Source organism: Eubacterium sp. An3, from assembly GCF_002159465.1.
Lineage (GTDB): Bacteria > Bacillota > Clostridia > Lachnospirales > Lachnospiraceae > Anaerobutyricum > Anaerobutyricum stercoris.
The window spans coordinates 218,718-238,939 of the sequence record NZ_NFIR01000001.1 but is presented as its reverse complement, the minus strand read 5'-3'; the positions used below and the strand labels follow the sequence as shown (position 1 = coordinate 238,939).

Here is a 20,222-nt window from a genome sequence, read left to right as displayed (position 1 = left end):
CTGTTTTCTACAGCGTTTTGCGATACTCTTCCTCCACATACAGAACAGTATCGATCAGATCATCCACACTCATAAACTGATATCTCTGGAACATAAGCTGCCAGTCGATCATGAGGGAAAGGGTCTGGGCATGTCTTTTGTCTTCCAGGTTCTCAATGACATCAAAATCCGGATATTCAATCTCTCCGGTACAGCGGAACCAGTTCACGATGACCGCGTAGCCCGGTGCATCCTGCATGACTTCGTCGAGGATGCTGTGGCATAAACCTCCGGCTCCCTGATATCTCTCCTTGGCATCCTGATTCCAGCACTCGGTGAAGGTCTTAAAATAAGATTCAAAAAGGCTCTTAATCGTGGCAAGAAGATATGCCTTAAACTCCCTTCTCTCCGCTTCTGACGGAAATGGTTTGAAGCAGGCTGCGCAATACTGTGACACAAGATTACCTGTCAGATAGCCCAGATCATAGCCGAATGGTCCCATGAAGGAAAACTCCATGTCAATGACCTTCATGGCATCTTCTGAAGCAAAAATATTAGAGGTATGTAAGTCTGCGTGAATGAGCGCGTCCGCATGGCTCATGAAGTTCCGGCGAAGCTTAAAGCGCTCCGTCTCAAAACGCGGGTCATACATGATACCTCTGGCAAAATTGTTGAATTCTTCACCAAGGCCCCGTTCTACCTCTGTTTTGAAGATATCCATAAACGCCCCGTCTTCCATGATCTTGCGCATCTCCGTGTTGGCGAACTTCGTCTGCATGCGGCGGTATTCATCCCTGCTCAGGAAATATTCAGAAGTATAGAACTCTGTCTTTGCCATGCATTCTCCGCATTTTCTTCCCAGATCCGGAAACATCCGGTTTTTGTTAAGCTGGAAACGGACAATCCGGAGGTTGGAAACGTCCTCCATGACAAACAGATTATTTTCTTTATCCTGGAACTTCAGAAACGGAGTGTACTCCGGCACGATGGCGTACCGAATCCGCATGCTGTCATATTCGAGCTTATTGCGGTACAGAGCGATAGGATCCTGTCCCGTGCGCGCCAGCTCCCGGCCCTGTTTTAACACGTAGTTACCTTTATCTGTATGAATTCTGAAAATATAATTGACATAGCCGTCCCCATCTTCTTCCGGAGTCCCGTCTCCGACCTGGGAAACGGTCACAGAACCCGAGTCATCAAAATCCGGCATATGTTCTTTCAAATAAGGAATTATATTTTCTTTCGTTATTGTCAGCATATTCTTCCCCCAAAAACATATACATACATAAACACAATTATCTGCATTTATTATAAAAAATTTTTACAAATACAGGAAGAGAAATCTTTGTTCAGGAAAGCGATTTATTAGCTTTTACATCAGGAAAACAGAAAATAAAGGAGGATTTTCACATGCTAACAGCTTTTATCAGCCTAATCGCCGCCTTCGGAGGCGGCGTCTTCGGCGCTTCCATCGGTGCGCTTCCCGCCTTCATCATGACTGGCATTGTCGCTGCCGCAGGAGGAATTCTTTCCTGCGCCGGTATCCCCGAAATCAGCGAACTTTTGGTCGACAACATTGCCTTCGGGCCATTTCTGGGTCCTCACGTCTGTTTTGCCGGCGGCGTTGCCGCTGCTGCCTACGCCAAACAGATTGGCAGGACGGAAAACGGAGCCGACATCGCCACGGCATTAAACGGGCTCGGCGACAGTCTGGTTCTCGTGGTGGGCGGCCTTTTTGGCATGCTCGGGTACATCATCGCCGCTGTGGTAAATGCCATCTTTTCACTGACGCCGTTTTACACCGATAATCCGGGCTGCACCGTATTTATCTCTGCGATCATCGTCCGGCTCCTCTTCGGCACCAGAGGCCTGTGCAGCGCTCCGGAATCCCGGCGACTCTTAAGCAGCGGCTCCCGGTTATCAGTCACTCTCCTGCTCTCCTTCGCCTACTCTCTGGCCGTATCCGGCGTTTATGTTGCGCTCGCCCTGCAGGGATACGCCCTGCAGCTTGGCTCCTACCACATCGTCATCTTCGGTCTGGCAGCCATGGGACTCATCTTCACCGAATTCGGTCAGCCATACTTCGGCTGGCATCACATCAGCATCATCTCCGCCGAAGCTGTCATGTGCGGCTGGACCTGCGGTCTGGGCGCCGGTTCTCTCATTCCGGGCATTGTCTTCGGGCTGTTGGCCGGCATCATCGGAGATATCGAAGGAAATGCATGGAACACCGACGTGGACTCCCACATCGATCCGCCGGCAACGGCAATCTTTATCTGCACCATCCTGATCTCCATTATGTATGTGATTCTCGGATAAAAACAAATCCTGCTTTGCAGGATTCTCCGCCTGCGGCGGGTCGCTTTGGCGACATTTCTAATCCGGGGCAGCGTTCTCTGCCCCGGAATTTTCTTCACATTTCCTTCATAATCTTCTCAAAAAGTCTTCAATATTCCCTCACAAATTGTTCACAGACTCCCGGTACAATAAAACCATCAAATAACTTAATAGTTATTTTTGATATAAATTTTTTCATACTTTTCTCTCCTCTTAGGCCGGCAGAACGCCGGCTTATTTTTTTGTCTTTTCAAAATCATATATTTGTGATAGTATATTTTTATTCTTTTTACTATTGTTTCGATGTTCTATAAAAATATAATACTCTTACCCGGGCAACTGGGAAGGGGCAGCTCCCACCTGTTTCGGAGGTCTTACGAAAGGGGTGGTAATTATGAGTACATATGAAGAATTTATGATTATCATTGCTGTTGCAAGTTTAATCGTATCTATCCTAAACATGAAAAATAAGAAGTAGCCGTCCCGCTCTTGGTAAAAGTTTGGACAACTACTTCTTTAAAGTAAAAATCTGAAATTTTCCCGAGACAGATGGGGTGCGACCATCTTTCCCAGTTGTCTTGTTAAGCATATTATATGGGCAATATGCTCAAATGTCAAATAAAAATAATGCCCAGAACCGGAATCGAACCAGTGACACGAGGATTTTCAGTCCTCTGCTCTACCAACTGAGCTATCTGGGCATCTGCTGCGAACTCACAGCAGTGTTATTTTACTATATAGGCTGTCAGATTGTCAAGGAAATATTCGCGGAATCCGCGCCATCTACAGCAGTCGTTTCAGTCCCGGCACCTGCTTCAGAATGAGAGTCAGCACATAGCCGGCTGCAAAGACAACTGCACATAGCAGCAGAGCCGCCAGCATCTGATTCATATGCCAGCTTACGCGGAACACATCCCATAATCCTGAGAAATATTCTTTGATGAGCATATGGAGTAAATAAATACCAAAAGTACAGCTTCCCAGCGATACAATAATCTTTTTGATCCGCGCCGGGACACACTGTCCGGCTTTACCGTACCAGAAGTATTTCATCGCCATATAGATCGCTATACACGGCAGCAGGATGAAAGCAGAATGAAAGTCCTGAGACTTTTCTTTTGTACATACGCCGGTAACGCCATGCATGTAATATATCATGCCGCAAGTGAGGAGAATTCCTGTGACTCCCAGCAGAATCCATCGCCATATCGTCCTGACAGTACATTTCTTCCAGTCGTATACGTTTTCGAGATAATAACCAAGGAGAGGCCAGAAAACCGTATCGGCCAGTATCCATTCCGGACGCAGTTTCTTGTACATCACCAGATCTCCCTGAAACAGAAGATACTCCAGACATGGAATTACGGAGATAAAAAGCAGATAAAGCAAAATGAGATATTTGTAGTAGTTTTCCGACATGCTTTTTACAATCATCCGAAGAAACGGCAGCGTCATCAGTAAGGCAATATATGCATAAATGTACCAGTAGGCATAGGTTGCCCATTCCATATACAGTTTCCTGATAAAATCCGGTACGGTCATGGTCCGGCCTGGATCATGCAGTCCCAGGCCCACATAGGTTATCACGGAAAAGATAAACAGCGCCAATGCCATTCTCACAATTTTTTCCGACCATATTTTTTTTAAAGAGCTATCTTTTTTCAAAAGCAGCGCTCCCGCTATCATAAAAAATAACGGGACTGATATTTTGCAGAGTACTGATATAAACATATACAGCCAATAAGGGAGACTTCCCCTGTCATAACCTGCAAATAAAAAGAACCCGTCGTTTCCCGTATGATTAAATATAACAAAGTATGCCGCAAGAATGCGGATACATTCAATATGAATCAAGTTACATTCCTTCTTCATTTTTTCACCACATTTCTTCTGCCAATTAAAAACGACATGACAGAGGTCTTCTCTCTCATGCCGTTATTTTTACAGATACTGTCGGAGCCATTCCGCCATTTCTTCGTATGCTTTTTTCTGCAAGGAATAATATGTCCACTTCCCATTTTTTCTTGCCTGCACAATACCGGCGCTCAGCAAAATCCGCATATGATGGGAAAGCGTGGATTGTCCGAAATCCATTTCAGCCAGCAGCTCGCTGGCATTATACTCTCTTTCATGCAGCAATTCGAGAATCTTCAGCCGGTTCTCGTCCGACATTGCTTTAAATACTCTGGCCTGGACAATGTATTTTTTATTCATACTCACATACTCCTTTGCAAACAAACGTTATTAAATCTCCCAAAGTCCTTCTTTATTCTCCATGCCCTGCAGCTCTACCTTTACGTTGGAATCTTTGATCTGCAGTTCCGGATTCTTTACGATTACTTTGGTAAACGGAGGTACGGACTTGGTCACGAACGCGCCGCCGGAAACGATGACGCCCTCTCCGATCACTGTTTCACCGCCAAGGATGGAAGCACCGGAATATACGGTTACATGATCTTCAATTGTAGGATGACGCTTCTTGCCGGACAGCTTCTGTCCGCTCCTGGTGGACAAGGCGCCCAGGGTAACGCCCTGATAGAGTTTGACATAGTTGCCGATCTCTGTGGTCTCACCGATAACTACGCCTGTACCGTGGTCGATGAAGAAGTATTCGCCGATGGTGGCGCCGGAGTTGATATCGATTCCAGTCCGGCTATGGGCGTACTCCGTCATGATACGGGGCAGGAACGGCACATCCTGCACATAGAATTCATGGGCAATCCGGTATACAAAGATAGCAAAAAGTCCCGGATAAGAGAACACCACTTCCTCCCGGCTCTTTGCCGCCGGGTCTCCGTCATATCCCGCCTGCACATCTTTCATGAGCATCTGCTGAATGTCAGGCAGCCGGCGGAAGAACTCCGCGCAAATATCTTCTGCCCTGCTGTCAATCTCCTCTCTGCTGTATTTATCATAATCTCTGTAATACAGAGAGGCCGCCACCTCTTTCTTCAGAGAAGTATAAACATGGGTAAGCCGGTCTCCGATGAAATAATCCGGCGAAATCACCGTAATGTTCTCATCGCCAAAAAATCCGGGAAACATCACTCTCCGCAGGTCTTTCAGAATACCGATGATACTTCCCCGGTCCGGCAGATGCCGGTTCCCCTTGGAAACAATAAAGTCCATACTGTGACAGTTCTCTGTCATTCTGGCGGAAGCGTTTAATATTAAATCTTTCATTGATGTACTGATTGATTCATTCATAGTCTAATCTCCGTCTGTCTGGTCTACTGGCTAGATTATAACAAACCGCCGCAAAAAAAACAATGAAATTCCTCCAGTCTGTATCAGAATCCCCCGCCGGAAACATCCATTTTCCCGTCGTCACTGGCCGCAGTACCGCTGGCACCGCACCAGTTGCAGACCACCTTGTCGGAACCGTCATAACAGCTGACTTTGCCGCAGCTTCCGCAGACGAAACATTTCTTCGCGCCGCAGTATGGGCAGCCCGGATACTCCTCATCGGTGTAAAAGCTTCCGGTAAAGTTTATCTTGTCAAAGCCTTCCTTCTCCGCCATCTCTTCTTTTATCTTAAAGGCCCAGGTGCGGACCCAGTCGTTGTCCCGTTTTTCAATCCGGATTCCGTACAGTTTATCGCTGGCGCATTTGGCCAGGATCACGCTAGCTTCTTTTTTCATGATATTCCTCCTCGCATGTCTCCTCTGTATACACAAATGCAATGGAAATGTCGTCTCCGCTGCCCTCCCTCGTTCTTTTCTCGAAGTTTCGGCGCAGGCTCTTTTCCATCCGCTCCTTATCACCGAACATCTGTGACAGCAGACCGTGATATTTCAGAAAATCTTCCTCGCTGGCGAAGGATTTGAACAGCCCGTCGGTGGAAACGAACAGCGCCTTCACCGGCTCCTCCGTATACCAGTGTTCGAAGAAATGTATCGCGTCGGTATTGCAGAGTGACGACGTATAGTTGGCGTGGGAATTCTTATCCTCCACCGGGATAAAAATGTGTCCCGCCGCATCCAGCACCACAAAACCGCCGTCGCCCAGCACCAGCCCGAAGGAAAAACCGTCGGCTATAACCGCCGCCAGCACCGTGCTGCCGTAGATCACCGCCGTGCGCAGCTTTCCTCCCGCTGCCGCCTGCTTTTGCTCCTCTTCCTCAGTGAGAGGATTCTCCAGATGATATTCCTCCACGGCCTCCCGCCATTTCATGAGAATCTGCTTCTCCATCTGACTAAGGATGAACTCCGGGTGCGCCCGAAACTGCTCCCGGAAGTCCGCCCGGCTCATGTAGTTCTTCAAAAGTTCCACAGTAATCTTCACCGCGATCCGGGAACCTGCGTCGCTCCGGAAATGTTTTGCGCTGCCGTGGCCGTCCGCCGCCACCGCAATGGCGAAGGAATCAGTCACATACACGCCCGCGCTATCCTGACACACGATCCCCTTCTGTATATGGCTGTCGCCGGTTACCGTGGTATGCACTCCCTGAAACATTTTACCAGCCCTCATCGAACTCAATGTCCAGGTCATCAAGATCCTCCAGATCTTCCACGCCCAGCACATCCTGCTTGATCTCCTGCACGGCTTCCACCATCTGTTCCTTCTTAGCGCCCGCCACATCGGCAATGGAGCGCTCTCCGCCGGCGTCGGTCAGAGTCATGCTGGTGCTTCCAATCTTGGAGGAAGTCACCGCGATCTCCCGAACCAGCTTCCGCAGCATTTCCGCGCCGCAGGCCTGGAGCACCAGTTCCTCGTCATCGGTAAATTCATGGAGCACATCCATGTCCACGTTGGAACCGATGGCCAGAGCAATCTTCAGGCCATACTGGAACCAGCGGTTCTTTTTCAGCAATTCAAAACCTTTTTTGTAATTATCGGTCGGATACCCGTCCGTCAGCAGGAAAATCACCGGCGCATAGGATAAAGACGGCGAGCGGAGGAATCCATTTCTGGATAATTTCAGATTCAGCTCCTCGCATGCCTCTCCCAGATCTGTCACACCGTCGGCTCTCAGATTCTCCCATCTCTGGTATTCCTCGATCAGCACCGGCTCCGGCGTCACCCACTCGCAGCCGGAGGAAAAGGACATGACGGCAATCTTCACATCCGTACCGGCCTCTCCCACGCCGATCAGCTCCGGAAGAATCTCTCCCATCACTTTATTTAACGAATCCAGCTTTGATCCCTCCATACTCTTGGAGGTATCCACCAGGAAAAAAATAACCATACTCTTCTTTGCCGGAGGCATCGTCTCCAGCGGGTCGATGGCGTCTATGCTCTCTTCTCTGTATCTGCTGTTCATTTCTCAGACCTCCTCTATATTTCCTGTCTTTCGTTCCGGCGTCAGCCGGAGTCTCCACTCCTCTCCGGTTTCAAAACGCACCTGCATACCGTTCCAGATAGGAATGCCCTGTCCTTCTTTTATCTCTCTTGTGGTTCCATCGGGGAAAAGGCCCCGCCAGACGCCTTTACTTACATTTTTGATGCCGTACAGGCCCTTTTTATTCCGGTTTTCTGCCACCAGCGCCGTCACCGTATCCTTGTCAAAGGCGTCTCTTCCGGTCTGGCACGCGTACAGCTTCACGCCTTCCGCCAAAAGGATCCTATTCATCCCGTCGGTAAGCACGTACCATGTCTTCCCGCAGACCGGACAGCGGAGCGTACCGTTTTCCTGCGGCAGCAGGCGGTTCGAAAACCCGCGGAAACCGCAGCCGCAGACCTGACAATCCATCATCAGCTGCACCAGCACCTGCTTCCAGTCCACTTCCGTGGGCCGCAGCTCGCAGAGCGTTCCTCCATCCATAAAAGCCCGCTGAAACATTTTCCTCAACATCTCCGGGTATTCTTCCCAGTAATGAATCAATTTATCCTGAATACCTTTAACCGGCGTATTCTCATTCTCACCGATATCCATACAGAACTGTCCCTGCTCCGCCCGGAAAAGCTCCTTTTCCAACGGCGAGAGGAAACAACGGTTCACCATCTTCTTCCCCTCAAAGGGAGACCCTGTATGAAAGAAATATTCAAAGAGAAATACCGCCATAAAATACCGGTCGGTCTCCACCGTAAAGGGCAGCTCCGCCGCGTTGTCTGCCTCTTCGGCAGATGCCGGCGCAGCCATCCGCTCTTTGATGCACTCCACCAGCTCCGGCGCAAGGAATTCATTGATTATGAGCGGGCCGGCAGACGAATCTTCATACACCATCTCCCCTGTCGCCAGGGAAAACCGGAAGCCATCTGCCGCGTCGCTCTTCCACACGCTTCCTTCTCTGTGAAGCTGTTCAAAAAACTCCACAAACCGGAAAGCCCCCTGCAGCAGCGCTTTCATGGACGCAAAGCTGGCAGGCTTTTTTACCATTCGTCCCGTCTCCGGGTCCCGCACCAGCCTTGTCTCATCGCAGATTTCCTGCAGCGACACCCAAACTGTTTCTTTCTTTTCATTCATATCTATCTGTTTCACCGCCATCATTCCGGCATTATGCCTCTCTTTATGTACATGCTGCGCCTTTTGGCACACATGCCTGCTATTCTATGCTGCAGCACTGCTCGCTGGCACACATACCTGTCATTCTATGCTGCAGCACTGCCCGCTGGCACGCATATTCGCCATTCCATATGTGCTGCAGCACTGCTCGTCGCCCGCAGGCTACAGCAGAATCTTTCCGCTGACCCCGTCGCCAAAGTCAATCTCCAGCCCTTTCCAGATCGGGACGCCTTTGCCTGGCCCCACTTCCCGGAGAGAATGATCCGGATACAGCGCCTGCCAGGTCTGGCGGGACATATTTTTAACGCCGAACAGTCCTTTTTTCAGGCGGTTCTCAATGACCGCGCCTGTCACGGTCTCAATATCATCGTTATTCTTCTCTGTGACGCAGCGATACAGCTTGGCGCCCATGTAGAGCGGAATCTCAAAGTCCTTGACGCTCATCATATAAATCGGATTGCCGCATTTCTGGCAGACCAGAGAATGTTCCCCTTTCTTCTCAAAAGAAGAAAGAAAGGCAGTCCGTCCGCATCCGCAGTGGATGATATCCATTTTCAGCTGCGTCAGCATCTGTATCCAGTTTTTCTCGATGATGCGGGCGTTGGGCTCCTGAATCCCGTAGGTAAAGGACAGAGTAAACGCCTGCCGGATGTAATCCGGATAAATCTGCCACAGTTTGATGACATTATCATGCACGCCCTTCACCGGACGGTTGGACGCATCGTTCGGGTCATAGACAAACACCGGATTTTTTCCATAATGAATCAAATCATTTTCTTCTGTCATGACTACGCACTGGAGCACCTTGCTTCCCTCCAGCGGATCTCCCCGGAAAAACAGCTTAAAAAGCACCACCGCCAGCGAATACCGGTCGGTGAGCACTCCCGGCTTGGCGATGCCACGCACCACCTCCGGCGCCATGAAGCCCGGCATACCGCCGATACCGAAGTTATCGCCGTCGGCCGCCACGTTATCACAGTCGCACACCAGCACGTCGCCGGTGTTGGTGTCGATAAAGAATCCGCCGTCGTTCAAATCCTGATAGCTCTTTCCCGACAAATGCAGGGAGCGGAACGCCTTTACAATGTTGATGGCCGCCGTGATCATCACATCAAGAGAGGCAAACTTCACCTTTCTCTTCCGGGCCGGCCGCCCTTTTGCCACCGGCTTCTCCCATTTGTATCCATTATAAATATCCGTAAAAGAATCGTATCCCGACGGAGCCAGGCGCATCAGATAGCCGAAGGCTCCGTTCTTTTTCTGCTCTGTGAGAAACAACGGCCAGATAAACTGCTGTCCGCCGTCCGGCGCACCGTCCTCAATATTTCTTCTCAGGTTATCCCGAAACGCTTCCGGATTCTTGATGCGGCTGATAAAATACCATTTCAGCGCATATTCTCTGCCGTTATACCGCACCAGATAGACGATACCCTGGCCGCCCCGTCCAAGCTCTCTGGACACGACCGCCTCGCCGCCGGTCTCCACCGGGATGCGCTCTCCTATTTTCAACTCTCTCATATTATCTTACCATCCTTCATTCAACTCTCCCGGTACAAAACACAGCCATGTACGACTGCTTTCCCGACTTCTACCATCCTTCGTCAAAGTCCACGGCCTCCAGATCCACAGCCTCGCCCAGAATATCCTTCGTGCCGGAACGAATCTCCTCCACCAGCACCTGCTGCTTGGCCATGGCGACCACTTCCTCGCCCGGCTGCTGTCCGCCGCCGTTATCCACCAGCGCAAGGCTGCGGCTTCCAATCTGTGAGGACGTCACCGCCAGAAGCTTGATGAGCTCCCGGAGCTGATCCGCATTCTTTGCCTGCACTGCCAGCTCGTCGTTGCCGGTAAATGCACGAAGCACATCCATATTGACCTTGGAACCGATGCCCAGCGCGATCTTCAGACCATGCTGGAACCATTTATTCTGCTTGAGCGTCTCAAGACCCTTCTTCCAGTCATCGTTTGGCGATCCGTCCGACAACAGGAAAATGACCGGCGCGAAGGAAATGGACGGAGAATTCAAAAAGCTGCTTCTGGACAGCTTTTTGGACAGTTCCAGAAATGCGTCTCCCATGAAGGTCAGTCCTTCCGCCTCCAGGCGGTTCCAGTACTGATACTCCTCAATGCGCACCGGCTCCGGCGTCACCCACTCCACGTCAGTGGAGAACTTCATAATGGCAATCTTCACATCGGTGGACGCCTCACCCACTCCAATCAGAGACGGAAGCAGCTCTTCCATGGTGCCGTTGAGCGAACCGATCTTCGTTCCCTTCATGCTGCCTGACACATCAATGAGGAAAAAGATGGTCATACTTTTCTTCGCCGGTTCCATGGCGTCGAGAAAATCATCCTCATAGGCGTCCGCTTTCACTGCCGGGATCTCGTCGCTGACCAGGCTCCGGCTCATACGGTTGCGCTTCAAAAGAATATCGTCGTCATCCATTTCATTTAAATCAATCCATTTTGGCATATACATTCCTCCCGAAAAAATTTGCATCAGCTTTCCGTTGCTGTCCGCAGTCTACGTGTATTATATCATCATATTGTACAATTACAAAATCATTTTTCCCATCAGATAGCGATATATTTCCTGACTGCCCTCATCAAAAAAATGTATTTTTCAAAAAATCTCCTGTAATATTTTGTACTGCGCCGCAAATACTATTCTTGCGAAAGCACACGATTCATTTATCACGAAAAGGAGGCAGAACTATGCACAAACAGGATACCTGCCAGCTTCTGCAGGAATGCAGCAGCGGCATCAAAATGGCAGTGGACGCCATCCGGGAAGTGCTTCCCAATGTAAAAAATGAAGAGCTAAAAAATAAACTGACTGTCTGCGAGAAGGAGCACAAAAAGCTCGGCGAAGAGACCCATTCTCTTCTTATGGAAAATAACGCGCGGGACGAGGAACCCGGCATGATGGCCAAAGGCATGTCCTGGATCAAAACAAACCTGACCATGTCGGTGAATCCGGGCGACGACACCATCGCCAACCTCATCAGCACCGGCTGCGACATGGGCGTCCGCACCCTGCAGAAATATCTCAACGAATGTCAGAACGCCAGCGCCCAGGCAAAGGCATTAGCGAAAAAGGTCATCAAACTGGAAGAAGACCTCTCCGTGGACATGCGGGCCTATCTGTAAAAATATCTATAGACAGCAAAAGAGAACCTCCGGGTCGGAATGATCCGGGGTTCTCTCTTATTTTTATTTCACATCGTAAATGTTGCAGGACTGATTGGTAAGCGTGTTGGACACATACATAATCCGCATTTTTCCGTTTTCCATAAGCTTGACGCCCTCCGGCTCCCGGAAGGAAAGTCTCGCCGCTCCCTTAATGACTTTGCGGGACATGGCTCCCGTGCGGTAGTCCCAGGTACGGATGATGGTCGGCTGATACTTTCTTGAACGGTCATAGCTTTTCAGGAACGACTTTCTCGGGCTTCCCTCAATGGTACAGATCTTCGTGCCGTCAATATCAAATCCCTGGAAATCACCCGTGGTCGGTGGCAGGACAATCTGCTCTATCGGGTCCCAGACATTGATCCGGGTTCCGTTTACCAGCTCATAAATCTGATAATACTGCATTCCCTGATACGTAAAACGAACACCCAGCTTTGTGCTGTCGGAACTTACCGCCGGATAAACGTTGGTCACATATTTTCCGTCCGTCCCCTTCGGAATCTTATAATAAATGGAACCATTTTTCCTAAGAATCCTGTTTTTCTGGAAAGTAAAACAGGTAATCGCCCTGGAAACATCGGAGCCGCTTGCCGCGTTGCTTCCGGTCCAGAGATAGGTTCTGCCATTGTAAACGGAACAATCCAGATTCGTCGCATGACCAAACCCCCGCAGATCCATTTTGGCCGTCGTATACTTTCCAAGACCTTTATACTTAACCCGCGTGATCCGAAGATTACCCACGCTCGGCTTCGTCATCTGAATAAAATAATAATATCTGGAATCATATGTAAAGGACTGAATCCACCGTCTGGAAGACAGCTTCGTCACCGTCTGCACGATCTTCAGATCGCTGCTTTTTGGTTCCTTCGGCGTCTTATCCTTTTTCACTACCTTCGACTTGGCCTCCACCTGCATCGGTGCATCCGCCCCCAGCCCCGCTCCCAGGCCGACGCCCAGAAACAGCGCTGCGCAGGCAACAGCCGCCCATGTTTTTTTCTTCATCTTTTCTCTCCTTTAGCCTTTCTCTCTCTTAAATAATAACGTTCTTTCTTACTTTATTTTTCCTTGTAATACAGCATACAATGACAGTAGCCCTCAAAATTCTCATCGGCAATCTGCTCCCGGAACTCCTTGCACATACATTTATTCTCCGGCGTCCGCTCCAGCCGGCACGGGCAATAGCCGTCTTTCTTTGCCAGGCCCTCTTTCACCATGGCAACAACCTTCTCATCGGGGTTCAATCTGATCTTCATATTTTGCCTCCTGATTTACTTCTTCTTTTCATTTCTATGCATTTCCAGCACATTGTACACAAATTATATTCCCGTTGTACACAATTCATGTATTTCTTAAGAAATAACAGACGTTTTCTTAACAGAATCTTAACATAAGAATATGAGCAAAATGCGTCAAAAAGTTATTACGATTATGCTATAATGAACCATAATGCCAAATATCTCAGGAGGAAATGACATGAAATTTCACAGAGTTTTATTATTCACAACCATACAGATGGACATCACCCCGGTAGGCGACGACCTCCACATCCTGCTGACCGGCGGCGACAAACACCGCATCGGCTGCACCGCTTTCAGCGTCCCAAAGCCGACGGATGAGCTTGGCGGCCTGGACAAGCTGTTTGACGCAGAAGCCGGCGCAGCGGCAGGCTCGGCACAAGCTGAAACCTCCACCGCTGCATTGGCCAACACCGCAGCATCAAACGACAGCGCTTTCGAATGTGACACGACCATTATCAAAAGTGACGACAATGCCGATGCTTCTTTCTGCGCCTATGTGGCCAAAAACATCGCCAAACAAACCGGCAAACGAACCCTTTGCACCGGCGGAGTCTACGTGGACAATCCCGATGAACACCAGATCAGAAAACTATACGAGAACATTGACGAGATGATTATGGACTGGGCAAACTTTTTGACGGACTGACGAAAAGAGAGACAAAATGCAGGGGCTGAAAAATTCAGCCCCTGAAAAAAATTTTCTAATAAATTCATGCCGTTCGTAGCTGGCTACACCATTAACTTATTTTTCTTCTTTGATGCGCTGTCATACTTTTACCGTTTCCTGCTCTGTAATACTTGCCAGTATCTTTGCAATAATCGCTTCGTCTACTCCCTGTGCCCTCATCAGGCCTATCATCTTCTGGTGTTCTCTCTGACTTCCTTCCCTAAGTCCCTCACGGCGGCCCACTTTTATTCCTTCTTCTCTGCCCCCATTAAAGATTCTCTCTGAATATTCACACATTTCTTTTATTCCCCCTTCTTCTCGTTTCAGGTAGCGTACCCGCCGGGATAATGCTCCCAGCCTCTTGCCTCACATTATACCACAAGCCTCTCCGTTTTTTAACATTTTTTGACAAAAAAATATTTTTTAAGTAGTAAAAATATATTTTAAGCAAATAGCATTTATTTCCCCACAGACACATCCGCGTTGGATTTACGTTTCCACAGGTATCGCAGCAGCAGGATTGCCAGCAGGAACATCCACGAGAAGGCTTCGGCGTAGGCCACGACCATGTTGCCAAATACCGGCTTCAGGGCGTATGAGCAGATGATCCGCACGAGCAGTGCGAGTATGCCCGTGACGCCGGAGAAGATCATGTCGCCGGTTCCTTCCAGATAACCGCGGATGGCCATGCTGAGACCATAGATGAGGTAAAAGCTGGCAATGGAGCGGAAGAAGTGGCTGCCGATGACGACGGATTCGCTGGTCAGGCCGAACATGGCGATGAGGTGTGTGCCAAGAACCAGCACAATGGCTGTCAATCCCAGGGAAACCGCTGTCATGATTACCGTACCTGCCCGAAATACTCTGCAGGCGCGTTTTTTGTCGCCGGCGCCAATGTTCTGGGCAACGATGGTGGCGATGCCGGAACCCAGATTAATGATCGGCAGAAAGATTACCGTATCGACACGGTAAGCCGTGGTGATGGCCGCCACAGTCTGCTCTCCAAATCCGTTCATAAAGTGTTGGAGAAAGACACTTCCCACAGAGCTGACGCCGGACTGAATAGCCGGCGGAAAGCCAAACTTCGCTCCCTGTTTTACGAGACCACTGTTCCAGCGCTCCTGTCTGTCATTTTCCTGCGGGCGGCTCGTGAAGATCCGGAACCGGAGAATCGGATAGTTCTTTACGGCATAGAAGATGACGAAGATAGTCATGGCGGCCTGCGACAGCGCGGTAGCTGCTGCTGCGCCCGGGGCACCCCATCCCAGAACGGCGACGAAGAAAATATCGAGAACCACGTTTACCGCTGAGGATACGAGTACTGCCAGGAAGGGCGCGCGGCTGTTGCCGACGCCCCGCAGCACGGCGGAGTAGGTATTGTATACGGCAAGAAACGGAATGCCTATCAGAAGAATCCGCAGGTATCCCTCTGCACTGGCAAAAATATTTTCCGGAGTGTCAAGAAGACAAAGGATATTTTCAGAAAAAATTATGCCAGTCAGAGCGATTACCGCAAACAACACACCCAGCATTATGGAGTAGGAAGCGAGGATTCCGGTAATCTTTTTCTTTTCGCCTCTGCCATAATACTGGGCGGCGAGAACTGCCAGTCCCGAGGTAAAACCCGTGATGATGGTCACAAACAGATTATAGAGGGCGGTTGTGGCGCCGATTCCCGCCAGTGCCAGTTCGCCCTCTATATTTCCCACGATGAAGGCATCTACCCAGTTGAACAGCTGCTGGAACAGCCCGCTTAATATGAGGGGAAGCGTGAATATCAGAAGTTCTTTTGTCACATTTGCCGCCGTCTCTTTCGCTTTTGTCTTTTTTGCCTCCGCTCCTTTTCCTGTCATTCCATTGTTGTGCATGTGTGTCTCCTCTCTGTCCATTAGCTCTATTATAATTTCCCGGCCACAAAAAATGCGTCCCGAAAGCTACCATACGGCTGTGCCGTACCTCAGGGGTAACTTTCAGAACGCCTCACTGCCATAAAATATAACATACCGGCAGGATTTCTTCAAGAAAGTTTTGCCGGAAAAGAAACAGCCGCCCTGGCTATTTCCGCCCGGACGGCTGTCTCTTTTATTCGTTCTCCAGATAATCCATGTACTGTGACTTCGTATCCATGTATCTGGATTGGCTGATTGGAAGCTTCATTCCATTTTCGAGAACGATCTCATACTTTTCCAGTTGAGAAATGTGCATCAGATTCACAGCATAACTCTTGTGACATTGTAAAAAGTATACGCCGTGTTCGTATTTGAGGAAATCAGAAATCTTCAGATTAATAGTCTTCACAAGACCTTCCTCACCGTAGATGTTCAACTTTCTCTTGTCACTCTCCACATAATATATCTTCGTATAAGGTATGGTATAAATTCCCTGCTTATTGATAATTGTAAAATTCTTCTCTTTGGAGAGGCTCAACTCATGGAGCGCCTTCTCCAGTGCTTTTTTTACATGTCCAATATTCAGAGGCCTTGACAGTATATATGTCGGAGTGGAATGAAATACTTCAAAAACAGAGTTATTCAGTTCAGTTATATAGATAATCTTTACATCGGGATGCAAATCCTGAAGTCTTCTGGAATACTCAATAATCTCCATGGGATCTCTCTCCAGAGACAAAAACAGAATCTTGTATAATCCTCCACTGCTGATATCTTCTTTTAAACTGCTGTCGTGCTCCCAAACTTTAACCTGTATATGGGGGCAATTCTCGTTAATAACTTCTGTCAGTTGATACGCTATCTCCTTGTCATATTCCAAAATACCAATGTTCATAACGCATCCCTCCCACTAATATTAACCTCCATCTTATTGTTAAAAGATCACATTCAAAATAATAAATCTTTCAGTCAGGGAAGTACTTTATTCTATTAAATTATACCATAGCAGATATTTATTTTCATTTTTAGTTATTGCACTTTCGACTTTATTTTTGACACCTATTACAAAAGGCGGACACCGTATACACAGTATCCGCTTTTATACATTTTTTATGCAGTGATCGCCGGCAATAACATACTATCGCTTACACGCATCCTGACGCCCTAAAAATCTAATATTTTCAATATGGAATTTGCGCGTGGGATTCATCCCCGCCGGTTGGAGCGTCTCCATATCTTTCTTTTTTCTGCTTCCTTGATCAGTCCGTCGCGAAAATCCGGATGAGCGATGGAAATAAGCCCTTCCGCACGTTCCCAGGTGGACAGTCCTTCCATGTTGATCACGCCGAATTCGGTCGCCAGAAAGTACACCTGACTTCGCGGAGAGGTGATAATATCTCCGTTAAACTGCGGCAGAACACGGGAATGCAGATTGCCCTGCCGGTCTTTAAATGTGGAACTCATACAGATAAAGGCTTTGCCGCCCTTTGCCGAAGACGCGCCGATGAGAAAATCCAGCTGTCCTCCGGTTCCGCTGATCTGCCGGGAGCCGAAGCTCTCCGAGGACACCTGTCCGTAAATATCCACCGCCACGCAGCTGTTGATGGAAACCATATTATCTATCTGCGCAATCACATCGGGGCGGTTCACATATTCCAGTGGATAGGCTGCCACTCCGGGATTATCGTCCAGCCATTCATAAAGATCCGGCCCTCCGATGGCAACGCCGAACACGCCTTTTCCTTTATCAATGGTCTTTCTCTTGTTGGTGAGCTTTCCTGCCCGGTACAGATGCAGAAAAGCGTCGGTGCAAAGCTCCGTGTGCATGCCAAGATCCTTTAAATCTGATTCAGCAAGAATCTCCCCCAGCGCATTGGGCATACTTCCCACGCCCAGCTGTAACGTGGCGCCGTCACAGATATATGGCAGCAGGTTGGCCGCGATCTTCCGGTCCACCTCCGTGGGCGCGTAGCGGGGACTTGCCGGGAATGGTTCATGTTTTCCTTCCACAATGTAATCCACCTCCGAGATATGCACGCACTCGTCATATCCTCCGTGAATCTTCGGCATATATTCGTTGACTTCCACGATGACAATGTCCGCGTTCTGCGCGATGGGCGCCGCCACTCCCGTATTTACGGAATAATTAAAGTAACCGTGTCTGTCCATGGGAGCCACGCTGACCATAACCACGTTGACGTTGAGAAAATATTTATAATAAGCTGCATTATTATGAAAAACCATAGGAATAAAGTAGCAGAGTCCCCGGTCGCACAGCTTTCTCTCGTAAGCCGAGCAATGCCAGGTGTGATACACAAAATGTTCCTGGCTTTCATCACACTCGGCCACCTCAATGGGGCCCGAAATCAGATTTCCTCTTATTTTCACATCATACAGCTCATCTCTTCTTTTTGCCAGCGCCCGGTCGAGAAGCACCGGCTTACCGAGGGAACTGGTGTAATCCACCCAATCTCCGCTTTTGATAACCTGCACCGCTTCTTCCGGAGTCCGGAGCTTTTCCATATATTCTGTTCTGAAATCTTTCATCACTATCCCCCCTGAGGCAATGTTTCTCTCTTCTTCTCATCCGCTATATATGTATGTTATCCATTGTATCTTTAAGAATCATTTCCGGGTCCGCTCCCACAATATCGAGATTCTCCGCCTTCACACAGACTGTCTCCGGTATGCCGTAGAACGTATCCGCCAGCGCCTTCACGTAGTCATAGCCGAAGTTATTGGCTCCAATGGGACCTCCTGCCGTTGTGACATAAATGATCCTTCCGGCCCGGCACATACCCTTCGGCACGCCTTCCGGCGTATAATAAAATGTAACGCCTGTCACAGTGACCAGTTCAAGATAGGCACGGAGGACTGCCGGAAACAGCAGATCCCAGTACGGCGCTGCAATGACAATTTCATCCGCCTGTGCAAATTGTCTGGCATAACGAAATATCTCTTCTGCGAAATCACCGGCGGCCACATAACCGTTACGCCTCTGCAGGCGGTCATTATTGAGAGGAAGGAGCTGTTCTTCCTCATACAGCTGCACTTTTACATTTTCTCCCTGCAGCTGCTCCAAAACATGCCGCGCGAGCCGTCGGGTTCTTGATTCCGGTCTGGCGCAGGCGTCAATAAAAAGTATTTTCTTCATTTTGTTCTCCTCACTTTTTCGGCGGGTCGCTTCAGCGACATCACATCTTCCAATCTGCCGCAGTGCGCTCCCCGCAGAGCGTTTTTCATTTCATAGAAACACAGTTTCCTGTGAAATGAAAAACAGGCGGCGCATGAAATGACTTCATACGCCGCCCGCTCTGGTTTCCCTGTCCACATACTTCAATATGTGATTATTTTTTTAACTTTTTCGCTGCGATAAATGTCTCTACAACTGTGCGGACGATGGTCTCCAATTCGACCATGTCTACCTGCTGTTCCTCTTCCGGAACACTCAGGGCAGCTGTTACGATGGACATGCTGTAAACTTCCTCAGCCGTACATCCGCGGCTCAGGTCGTTGATCGGAGCGTTCAGTCCCTGAAGCACAGGACCTACTGCTGTGTATCCGCCGAGACGGGAGGCAATCTTATAACCGATATTACCTGCATTAATATCAGGGAAAATAAAGGTGTTTGCCTGACCAGCCACCGGGGAACCCGGACACTTGATACCTGCCACATCCGGCGATACGGATGCGTCAAACTGAATCTCGCCCTCAACAGCCAGATCTGGTGCTGCTTCTTTAATCTTCTTTGTTGCGTTCGCCACTTTTGTCACAGACGGGCCCTTACCGGAACCCAGCGTGGAGTAGGACAGCATGGCAACCTTCGGGTCAATACCGAAGACCTTGGCGGTCTTTGCAGATTCGATTGCGATTTCAACAAGATCATCTTCAGAAGGATCAATGTTAATCGCGCAGTCTCCCATGGCGATCTTCTCATCCCCACGAACGAGAATAAAGCAGGAGCTCACAATCTTGTTACCTGGTTTCGTCTTAATAAGCTGCAAGGCAGGACGGACAGTATCCGCTGTGGAATAAGTCGCTCCGCCGAGAAGGCAGTCTGCCTTGCCCATCTTCACAAGCATCGTTCCAAAGTAATTGCTCTGGGATAATGCTTTCTGGCACTGTTCCTCTGTCATCTTGCCTTTACGAAGCTTAACCATCTCCGCAACCATGGCATCCATCTCAGGATAGCCCTCCGGGTCGATAATCGAACACTTCTCAATGTTGTAATTACCAGCCTTTGCTGCGGCCTTTACTTCTTCCTCTTTTCCGAGGAGAATAACGCCCAGAATACCTTCTGCTGTCAGCTTGTCCGCCGCATCAAGGATTCTGTTGTCGGTTCCTTCTGTAAAGACAATTGTGCGAGGATTCTTCTTCAATGTTTCAATCATTTTGGTTAACATTTTTTGAACCTCCAA

The 20,222-nt window shown here is 49.0% G+C and carries 21 protein-coding genes and 1 tRNA gene; 3 read left to right on the top strand and 19 right to left on the bottom strand.

Annotated features, from left to right (window positions below; translation table 11 throughout):
- Positions 1–7: 7 nt before the first annotated feature.
- The gene (locus B5F87_RS01110; protein WP_087275492.1) at positions 8–1,237 is read right to left on the bottom strand and encodes a phosphotransferase; all 1,230 of its coding nucleotides are present in this window, start codon (positions 1,235–1,237) and stop codon (positions 8–10) included.
- Between the two features lie 152 nt (positions 1,238–1,389).
- On the opposite strand from B5F87_RS01110, the gene B5F87_RS01105 reads away from it, so the two are divergent.
- Positions 1,390–2,298, top strand: coding sequence for a hypothetical protein (locus tag B5F87_RS01105; RefSeq protein ID WP_087275490.1), 909 nt, complete (start codon positions 1,390–1,392; stop codon positions 2,296–2,298).
- A 646-nt stretch (positions 2,299–2,944) separates the two neighbouring features.
- Here the strand turns inward: B5F87_RS01105 and B5F87_RS01100 are convergent.
- The 10 genes from B5F87_RS01100 to B5F87_RS01055 form a co-directional block, all read right to left on the bottom strand.
- Positions 2,945–3,017, bottom strand: a tRNA-Phe gene (locus B5F87_RS01100).
- A gap of 82 nt (positions 3,018–3,099) precedes the next feature.
- Complete coding sequence (locus B5F87_RS01095) at positions 3,100–4,188, bottom strand: acyltransferase (RefSeq protein WP_087275488.1); 1,089 nt, start codon at positions 4,186–4,188, stop codon at positions 3,100–3,102.
- Between the two features lie 69 nt (positions 4,189–4,257).
- Entirely contained in the window at positions 4,258–4,530 is a 273-nt protein-coding gene (locus B5F87_RS01090) for a metalloregulator ArsR/SmtB family transcription factor (RefSeq protein ID WP_087275486.1), read from the bottom strand.
- Between the two features lie 30 nt (positions 4,531–4,560).
- Positions 4,561–5,523: a serine O-acetyltransferase gene (locus B5F87_RS01085; protein WP_207651687.1), complete on the bottom strand. Its 963-nt coding sequence runs from the start codon at positions 5,521–5,523 to the stop codon at positions 4,561–4,563.
- An 83-nt stretch (positions 5,524–5,606) separates the two neighbouring features.
- A complete protein-coding gene (locus B5F87_RS01080) occupies positions 5,607–5,957 on the bottom strand; it encodes a TerY-C metal binding domain-containing protein (RefSeq protein WP_087275484.1) in 351 nt (116 codons plus the stop codon).
- Positions 5,941–6,807 carry a PP2C family serine/threonine-protein phosphatase gene (locus B5F87_RS01075; RefSeq protein ID WP_158096906.1) on the bottom strand — a complete coding sequence of 289 codons (867 nt, stop codon included), beginning with the start codon at positions 6,805–6,807 and terminating at the stop codon, positions 5,941–5,943. Before B5F87_RS01075 ends, B5F87_RS01080 begins: the two co-directional genes overlap by 17 nt.
- Complete coding sequence (locus B5F87_RS01070; protein ID WP_087275480.1) at positions 6,773–7,579, bottom strand: vWA domain-containing protein; 807 nt, start codon at positions 7,577–7,579, stop codon at positions 6,773–6,775. The genes B5F87_RS01075 and B5F87_RS01070 overlap by 35 nt, the downstream gene beginning before the upstream one ends.
- A 3-nt stretch (positions 7,580–7,582) precedes the next feature.
- On the bottom strand, positions 7,583–8,746 hold the full coding sequence (locus B5F87_RS01065) for a hypothetical protein (protein WP_158096905.1): 1,164 nt from the start codon (positions 8,744–8,746) through the stop codon (positions 7,583–7,585).
- 177 nt (positions 8,747–8,923) lie between these two features.
- On the bottom strand, positions 8,924–10,279 hold the full coding sequence (locus B5F87_RS01060) for a serine/threonine-protein kinase (RefSeq protein ID WP_087275476.1): 1,356 nt from the start codon (positions 10,277–10,279) through the stop codon (positions 8,924–8,926).
- Between the two features lie 70 nt (positions 10,280–10,349).
- The gene (locus tag B5F87_RS01055; protein ID WP_087275474.1) at positions 10,350–11,234 is read right to left on the bottom strand and encodes a VWA domain-containing protein; all 885 of its coding nucleotides are present in this window, start codon (positions 11,232–11,234) and stop codon (positions 10,350–10,352) included.
- Positions 11,235–11,476: 242 nt separating this feature from the next.
- Between B5F87_RS01055 and B5F87_RS01050 the strand changes: the two genes are divergently transcribed.
- The gene (locus B5F87_RS01050) at positions 11,477–11,911 is read left to right on the top strand and encodes a hypothetical protein (RefSeq protein WP_087275472.1); all 435 of its coding nucleotides are present in this window, start codon (positions 11,477–11,479) and stop codon (positions 11,909–11,911) included.
- A 63-nt stretch (positions 11,912–11,974) separates the two neighbouring features.
- Here the strand turns inward: B5F87_RS01050 and B5F87_RS01045 are convergent, their stop codons facing one another.
- Together B5F87_RS01045 and B5F87_RS01040 are read right to left on the bottom strand one after the other, a co-directional pair.
- Positions 11,975–12,952: a hypothetical protein gene (locus tag B5F87_RS01045; RefSeq protein ID WP_087275470.1), complete on the bottom strand. Its 978-nt coding sequence runs from the start codon at positions 12,950–12,952 to the stop codon at positions 11,975–11,977.
- 53 nt (positions 12,953–13,005) lie between these two features.
- A complete protein-coding gene (locus B5F87_RS01040; protein WP_087275468.1) occupies positions 13,006–13,203 on the bottom strand; it encodes a ferredoxin-thioredoxin reductase catalytic domain-containing protein in 198 nt (65 codons plus the stop codon).
- 220 nt (positions 13,204–13,423) lie between these two features.
- Between B5F87_RS01040 and B5F87_RS01035 the strand changes: the two genes are divergently transcribed.
- A complete protein-coding gene (locus tag B5F87_RS01035) occupies positions 13,424–13,894 on the top strand; it encodes a hypothetical protein (protein ID WP_087275466.1) in 471 nt (156 codons plus the stop codon).
- Positions 13,895–14,014: 120 nt separating this feature from the next.
- Here the strand turns inward: B5F87_RS01035 and B5F87_RS01030 are convergent, their stop codons facing one another.
- From B5F87_RS01030 to pta, 6 genes are all read right to left on the bottom strand, one after another.
- On the bottom strand, positions 14,015–14,212 hold the full coding sequence (locus tag B5F87_RS01030; RefSeq protein ID WP_087275463.1) for a hypothetical protein: 198 nt from the start codon (positions 14,210–14,212) through the stop codon (positions 14,015–14,017).
- A gap of 161 nt (positions 14,213–14,373) precedes the next feature.
- Positions 14,374–15,783, bottom strand: a complete 1,410-nt coding sequence (locus tag B5F87_RS01025) for an MATE family efflux transporter (protein ID WP_242964204.1) — start codon at positions 15,781–15,783, stop codon at positions 14,374–14,376.
- A 214-nt stretch (positions 15,784–15,997) separates the two neighbouring features.
- Positions 15,998–16,699 (bottom strand): LytTR family DNA-binding domain-containing protein, encoded by a 702-nt coding sequence (locus tag B5F87_RS01020; protein WP_087275461.1) that lies wholly within the window; start codon positions 16,697–16,699, stop codon positions 15,998–16,000.
- A gap of 311 nt (positions 16,700–17,010) precedes the next feature.
- Entirely contained in the window at positions 17,011–18,351 is a 1,341-nt protein-coding gene (locus B5F87_RS01015; RefSeq protein WP_087275460.1) for an acetyl-CoA hydrolase/transferase C-terminal domain-containing protein, read from the bottom strand.
- A gap of 43 nt (positions 18,352–18,394) precedes the next feature.
- The gene (locus tag B5F87_RS01010) at positions 18,395–18,958 is read right to left on the bottom strand and encodes an NAD(P)H-dependent oxidoreductase (protein WP_087275458.1); all 564 of its coding nucleotides are present in this window, start codon (positions 18,956–18,958) and stop codon (positions 18,395–18,397) included.
- A 193-nt stretch (positions 18,959–19,151) separates the two neighbouring features.
- Positions 19,152–20,207, bottom strand: coding sequence for a phosphate acetyltransferase (pta, locus tag B5F87_RS01000; RefSeq protein WP_087275454.1), 1,056 nt, complete (start codon positions 20,205–20,207; stop codon positions 19,152–19,154).
- Positions 20,208–20,222 lie beyond the last annotated feature (15 nt).

Excerpts from the sequence above, each read along its gene's own strand:
- B5F87_RS01035 (WP_087275466.1), top strand. The coding sequence starts at position 13,424 with ATGAAATTTCACAGAGTTTTATTATTCACAACCATACAGATGGACATC.
- B5F87_RS01050 (WP_087275472.1), top strand. The coding sequence starts at position 11,477 with ATGCACAAACAGGATACCTGCCAGCTTCTGCAGGAATGCAGCAGCGGC.
- B5F87_RS01110 (WP_087275492.1), bottom strand. The coding sequence starts at position 1,237 with ATGCTGACAATAACGAAAGAAAATATAATTCCTTATTTGAAAGAACAT.
- B5F87_RS01065 (WP_158096905.1), bottom strand. The coding sequence starts at position 8,746 with ATGATGGCGGTGAAACAGATAGATATGAATGAAAAGAAAGAAACAGTT.
- B5F87_RS01060 (WP_087275476.1), bottom strand. The coding sequence starts at position 10,279 with ATGAGAGAGTTGAAAATAGGAGAGCGCATCCCGGTGGAGACCGGCGGC.
- B5F87_RS01010 (WP_087275458.1), bottom strand. The coding sequence starts at position 18,958 with ATGAAGAAAATACTTTTTATTGACGCCTGCGCCAGACCGGAATCAAGA.
- B5F87_RS01020 (WP_087275461.1), bottom strand. The coding sequence starts at position 16,699 with ATGAACATTGGTATTTTGGAATATGACAAGGAGATAGCGTATCAACTG.
- B5F87_RS01085 (WP_207651687.1), bottom strand. The coding sequence starts at position 5,523 with ATGAATGAATCAATCAGTACATCAATGAAAGATTTAATATTAAACGCT.
- B5F87_RS01015 (WP_087275460.1), bottom strand. The coding sequence starts at position 18,351 with ATGAAAGATTTCAGAACAGAATATATGGAAAAGCTCCGGACTCCGGAA.
- B5F87_RS01040 (WP_087275468.1), bottom strand. The coding sequence starts at position 13,203 with ATGAAGATCAGATTGAACCCCGATGAGAAGGTTGTTGCCATGGTGAAA.
- B5F87_RS01090 (WP_087275486.1), bottom strand. The coding sequence starts at position 4,530 with ATGAATAAAAAATACATTGTCCAGGCCAGAGTATTTAAAGCAATGTCG.
- B5F87_RS01055 (WP_087275474.1), bottom strand. The coding sequence starts at position 11,234 with ATGCCAAAATGGATTGATTTAAATGAAATGGATGACGACGATATTCTT.
- B5F87_RS01105 (WP_087275490.1), top strand. The coding sequence starts at position 1,390 with ATGCTAACAGCTTTTATCAGCCTAATCGCCGCCTTCGGAGGCGGCGTC.
- B5F87_RS01030 (WP_087275463.1), bottom strand. The coding sequence starts at position 14,212 with ATGTGTGAATATTCAGAGAGAATCTTTAATGGGGGCAGAGAAGAAGGA.
- B5F87_RS01080 (WP_087275484.1), bottom strand. The coding sequence starts at position 5,957 with ATGAAAAAAGAAGCTAGCGTGATCCTGGCCAAATGCGCCAGCGATAAA.
- B5F87_RS01070 (WP_087275480.1), bottom strand. The coding sequence starts at position 7,579 with ATGAACAGCAGATACAGAGAAGAGAGCATAGACGCCATCGACCCGCTG.
- B5F87_RS01045 (WP_087275470.1), bottom strand. The coding sequence starts at position 12,952 with ATGAAGAAAAAAACATGGGCGGCTGTTGCCTGCGCAGCGCTGTTTCTG.
- B5F87_RS01025 (WP_242964204.1), bottom strand. The coding sequence starts at position 15,783 with ATGCACAACAATGGAATGACAGGAAAAGGAGCGGAGGCAAAAAAGACA.
- pta (WP_087275454.1), bottom strand. The coding sequence starts at position 20,207 with ATGTTAACCAAAATGATTGAAACATTGAAGAAGAATCCTCGCACAATT.
- B5F87_RS01075 (WP_158096906.1), bottom strand. The coding sequence starts at position 6,807 with ATGACCTGGACATTGAGTTCGATGAGGGCTGGTAAAATGTTTCAGGGA.
- B5F87_RS01095 (WP_087275488.1), bottom strand. The coding sequence starts at position 4,188 with ATGAAGAAGGAATGTAACTTGATTCATATTGAATGTATCCGCATTCTT.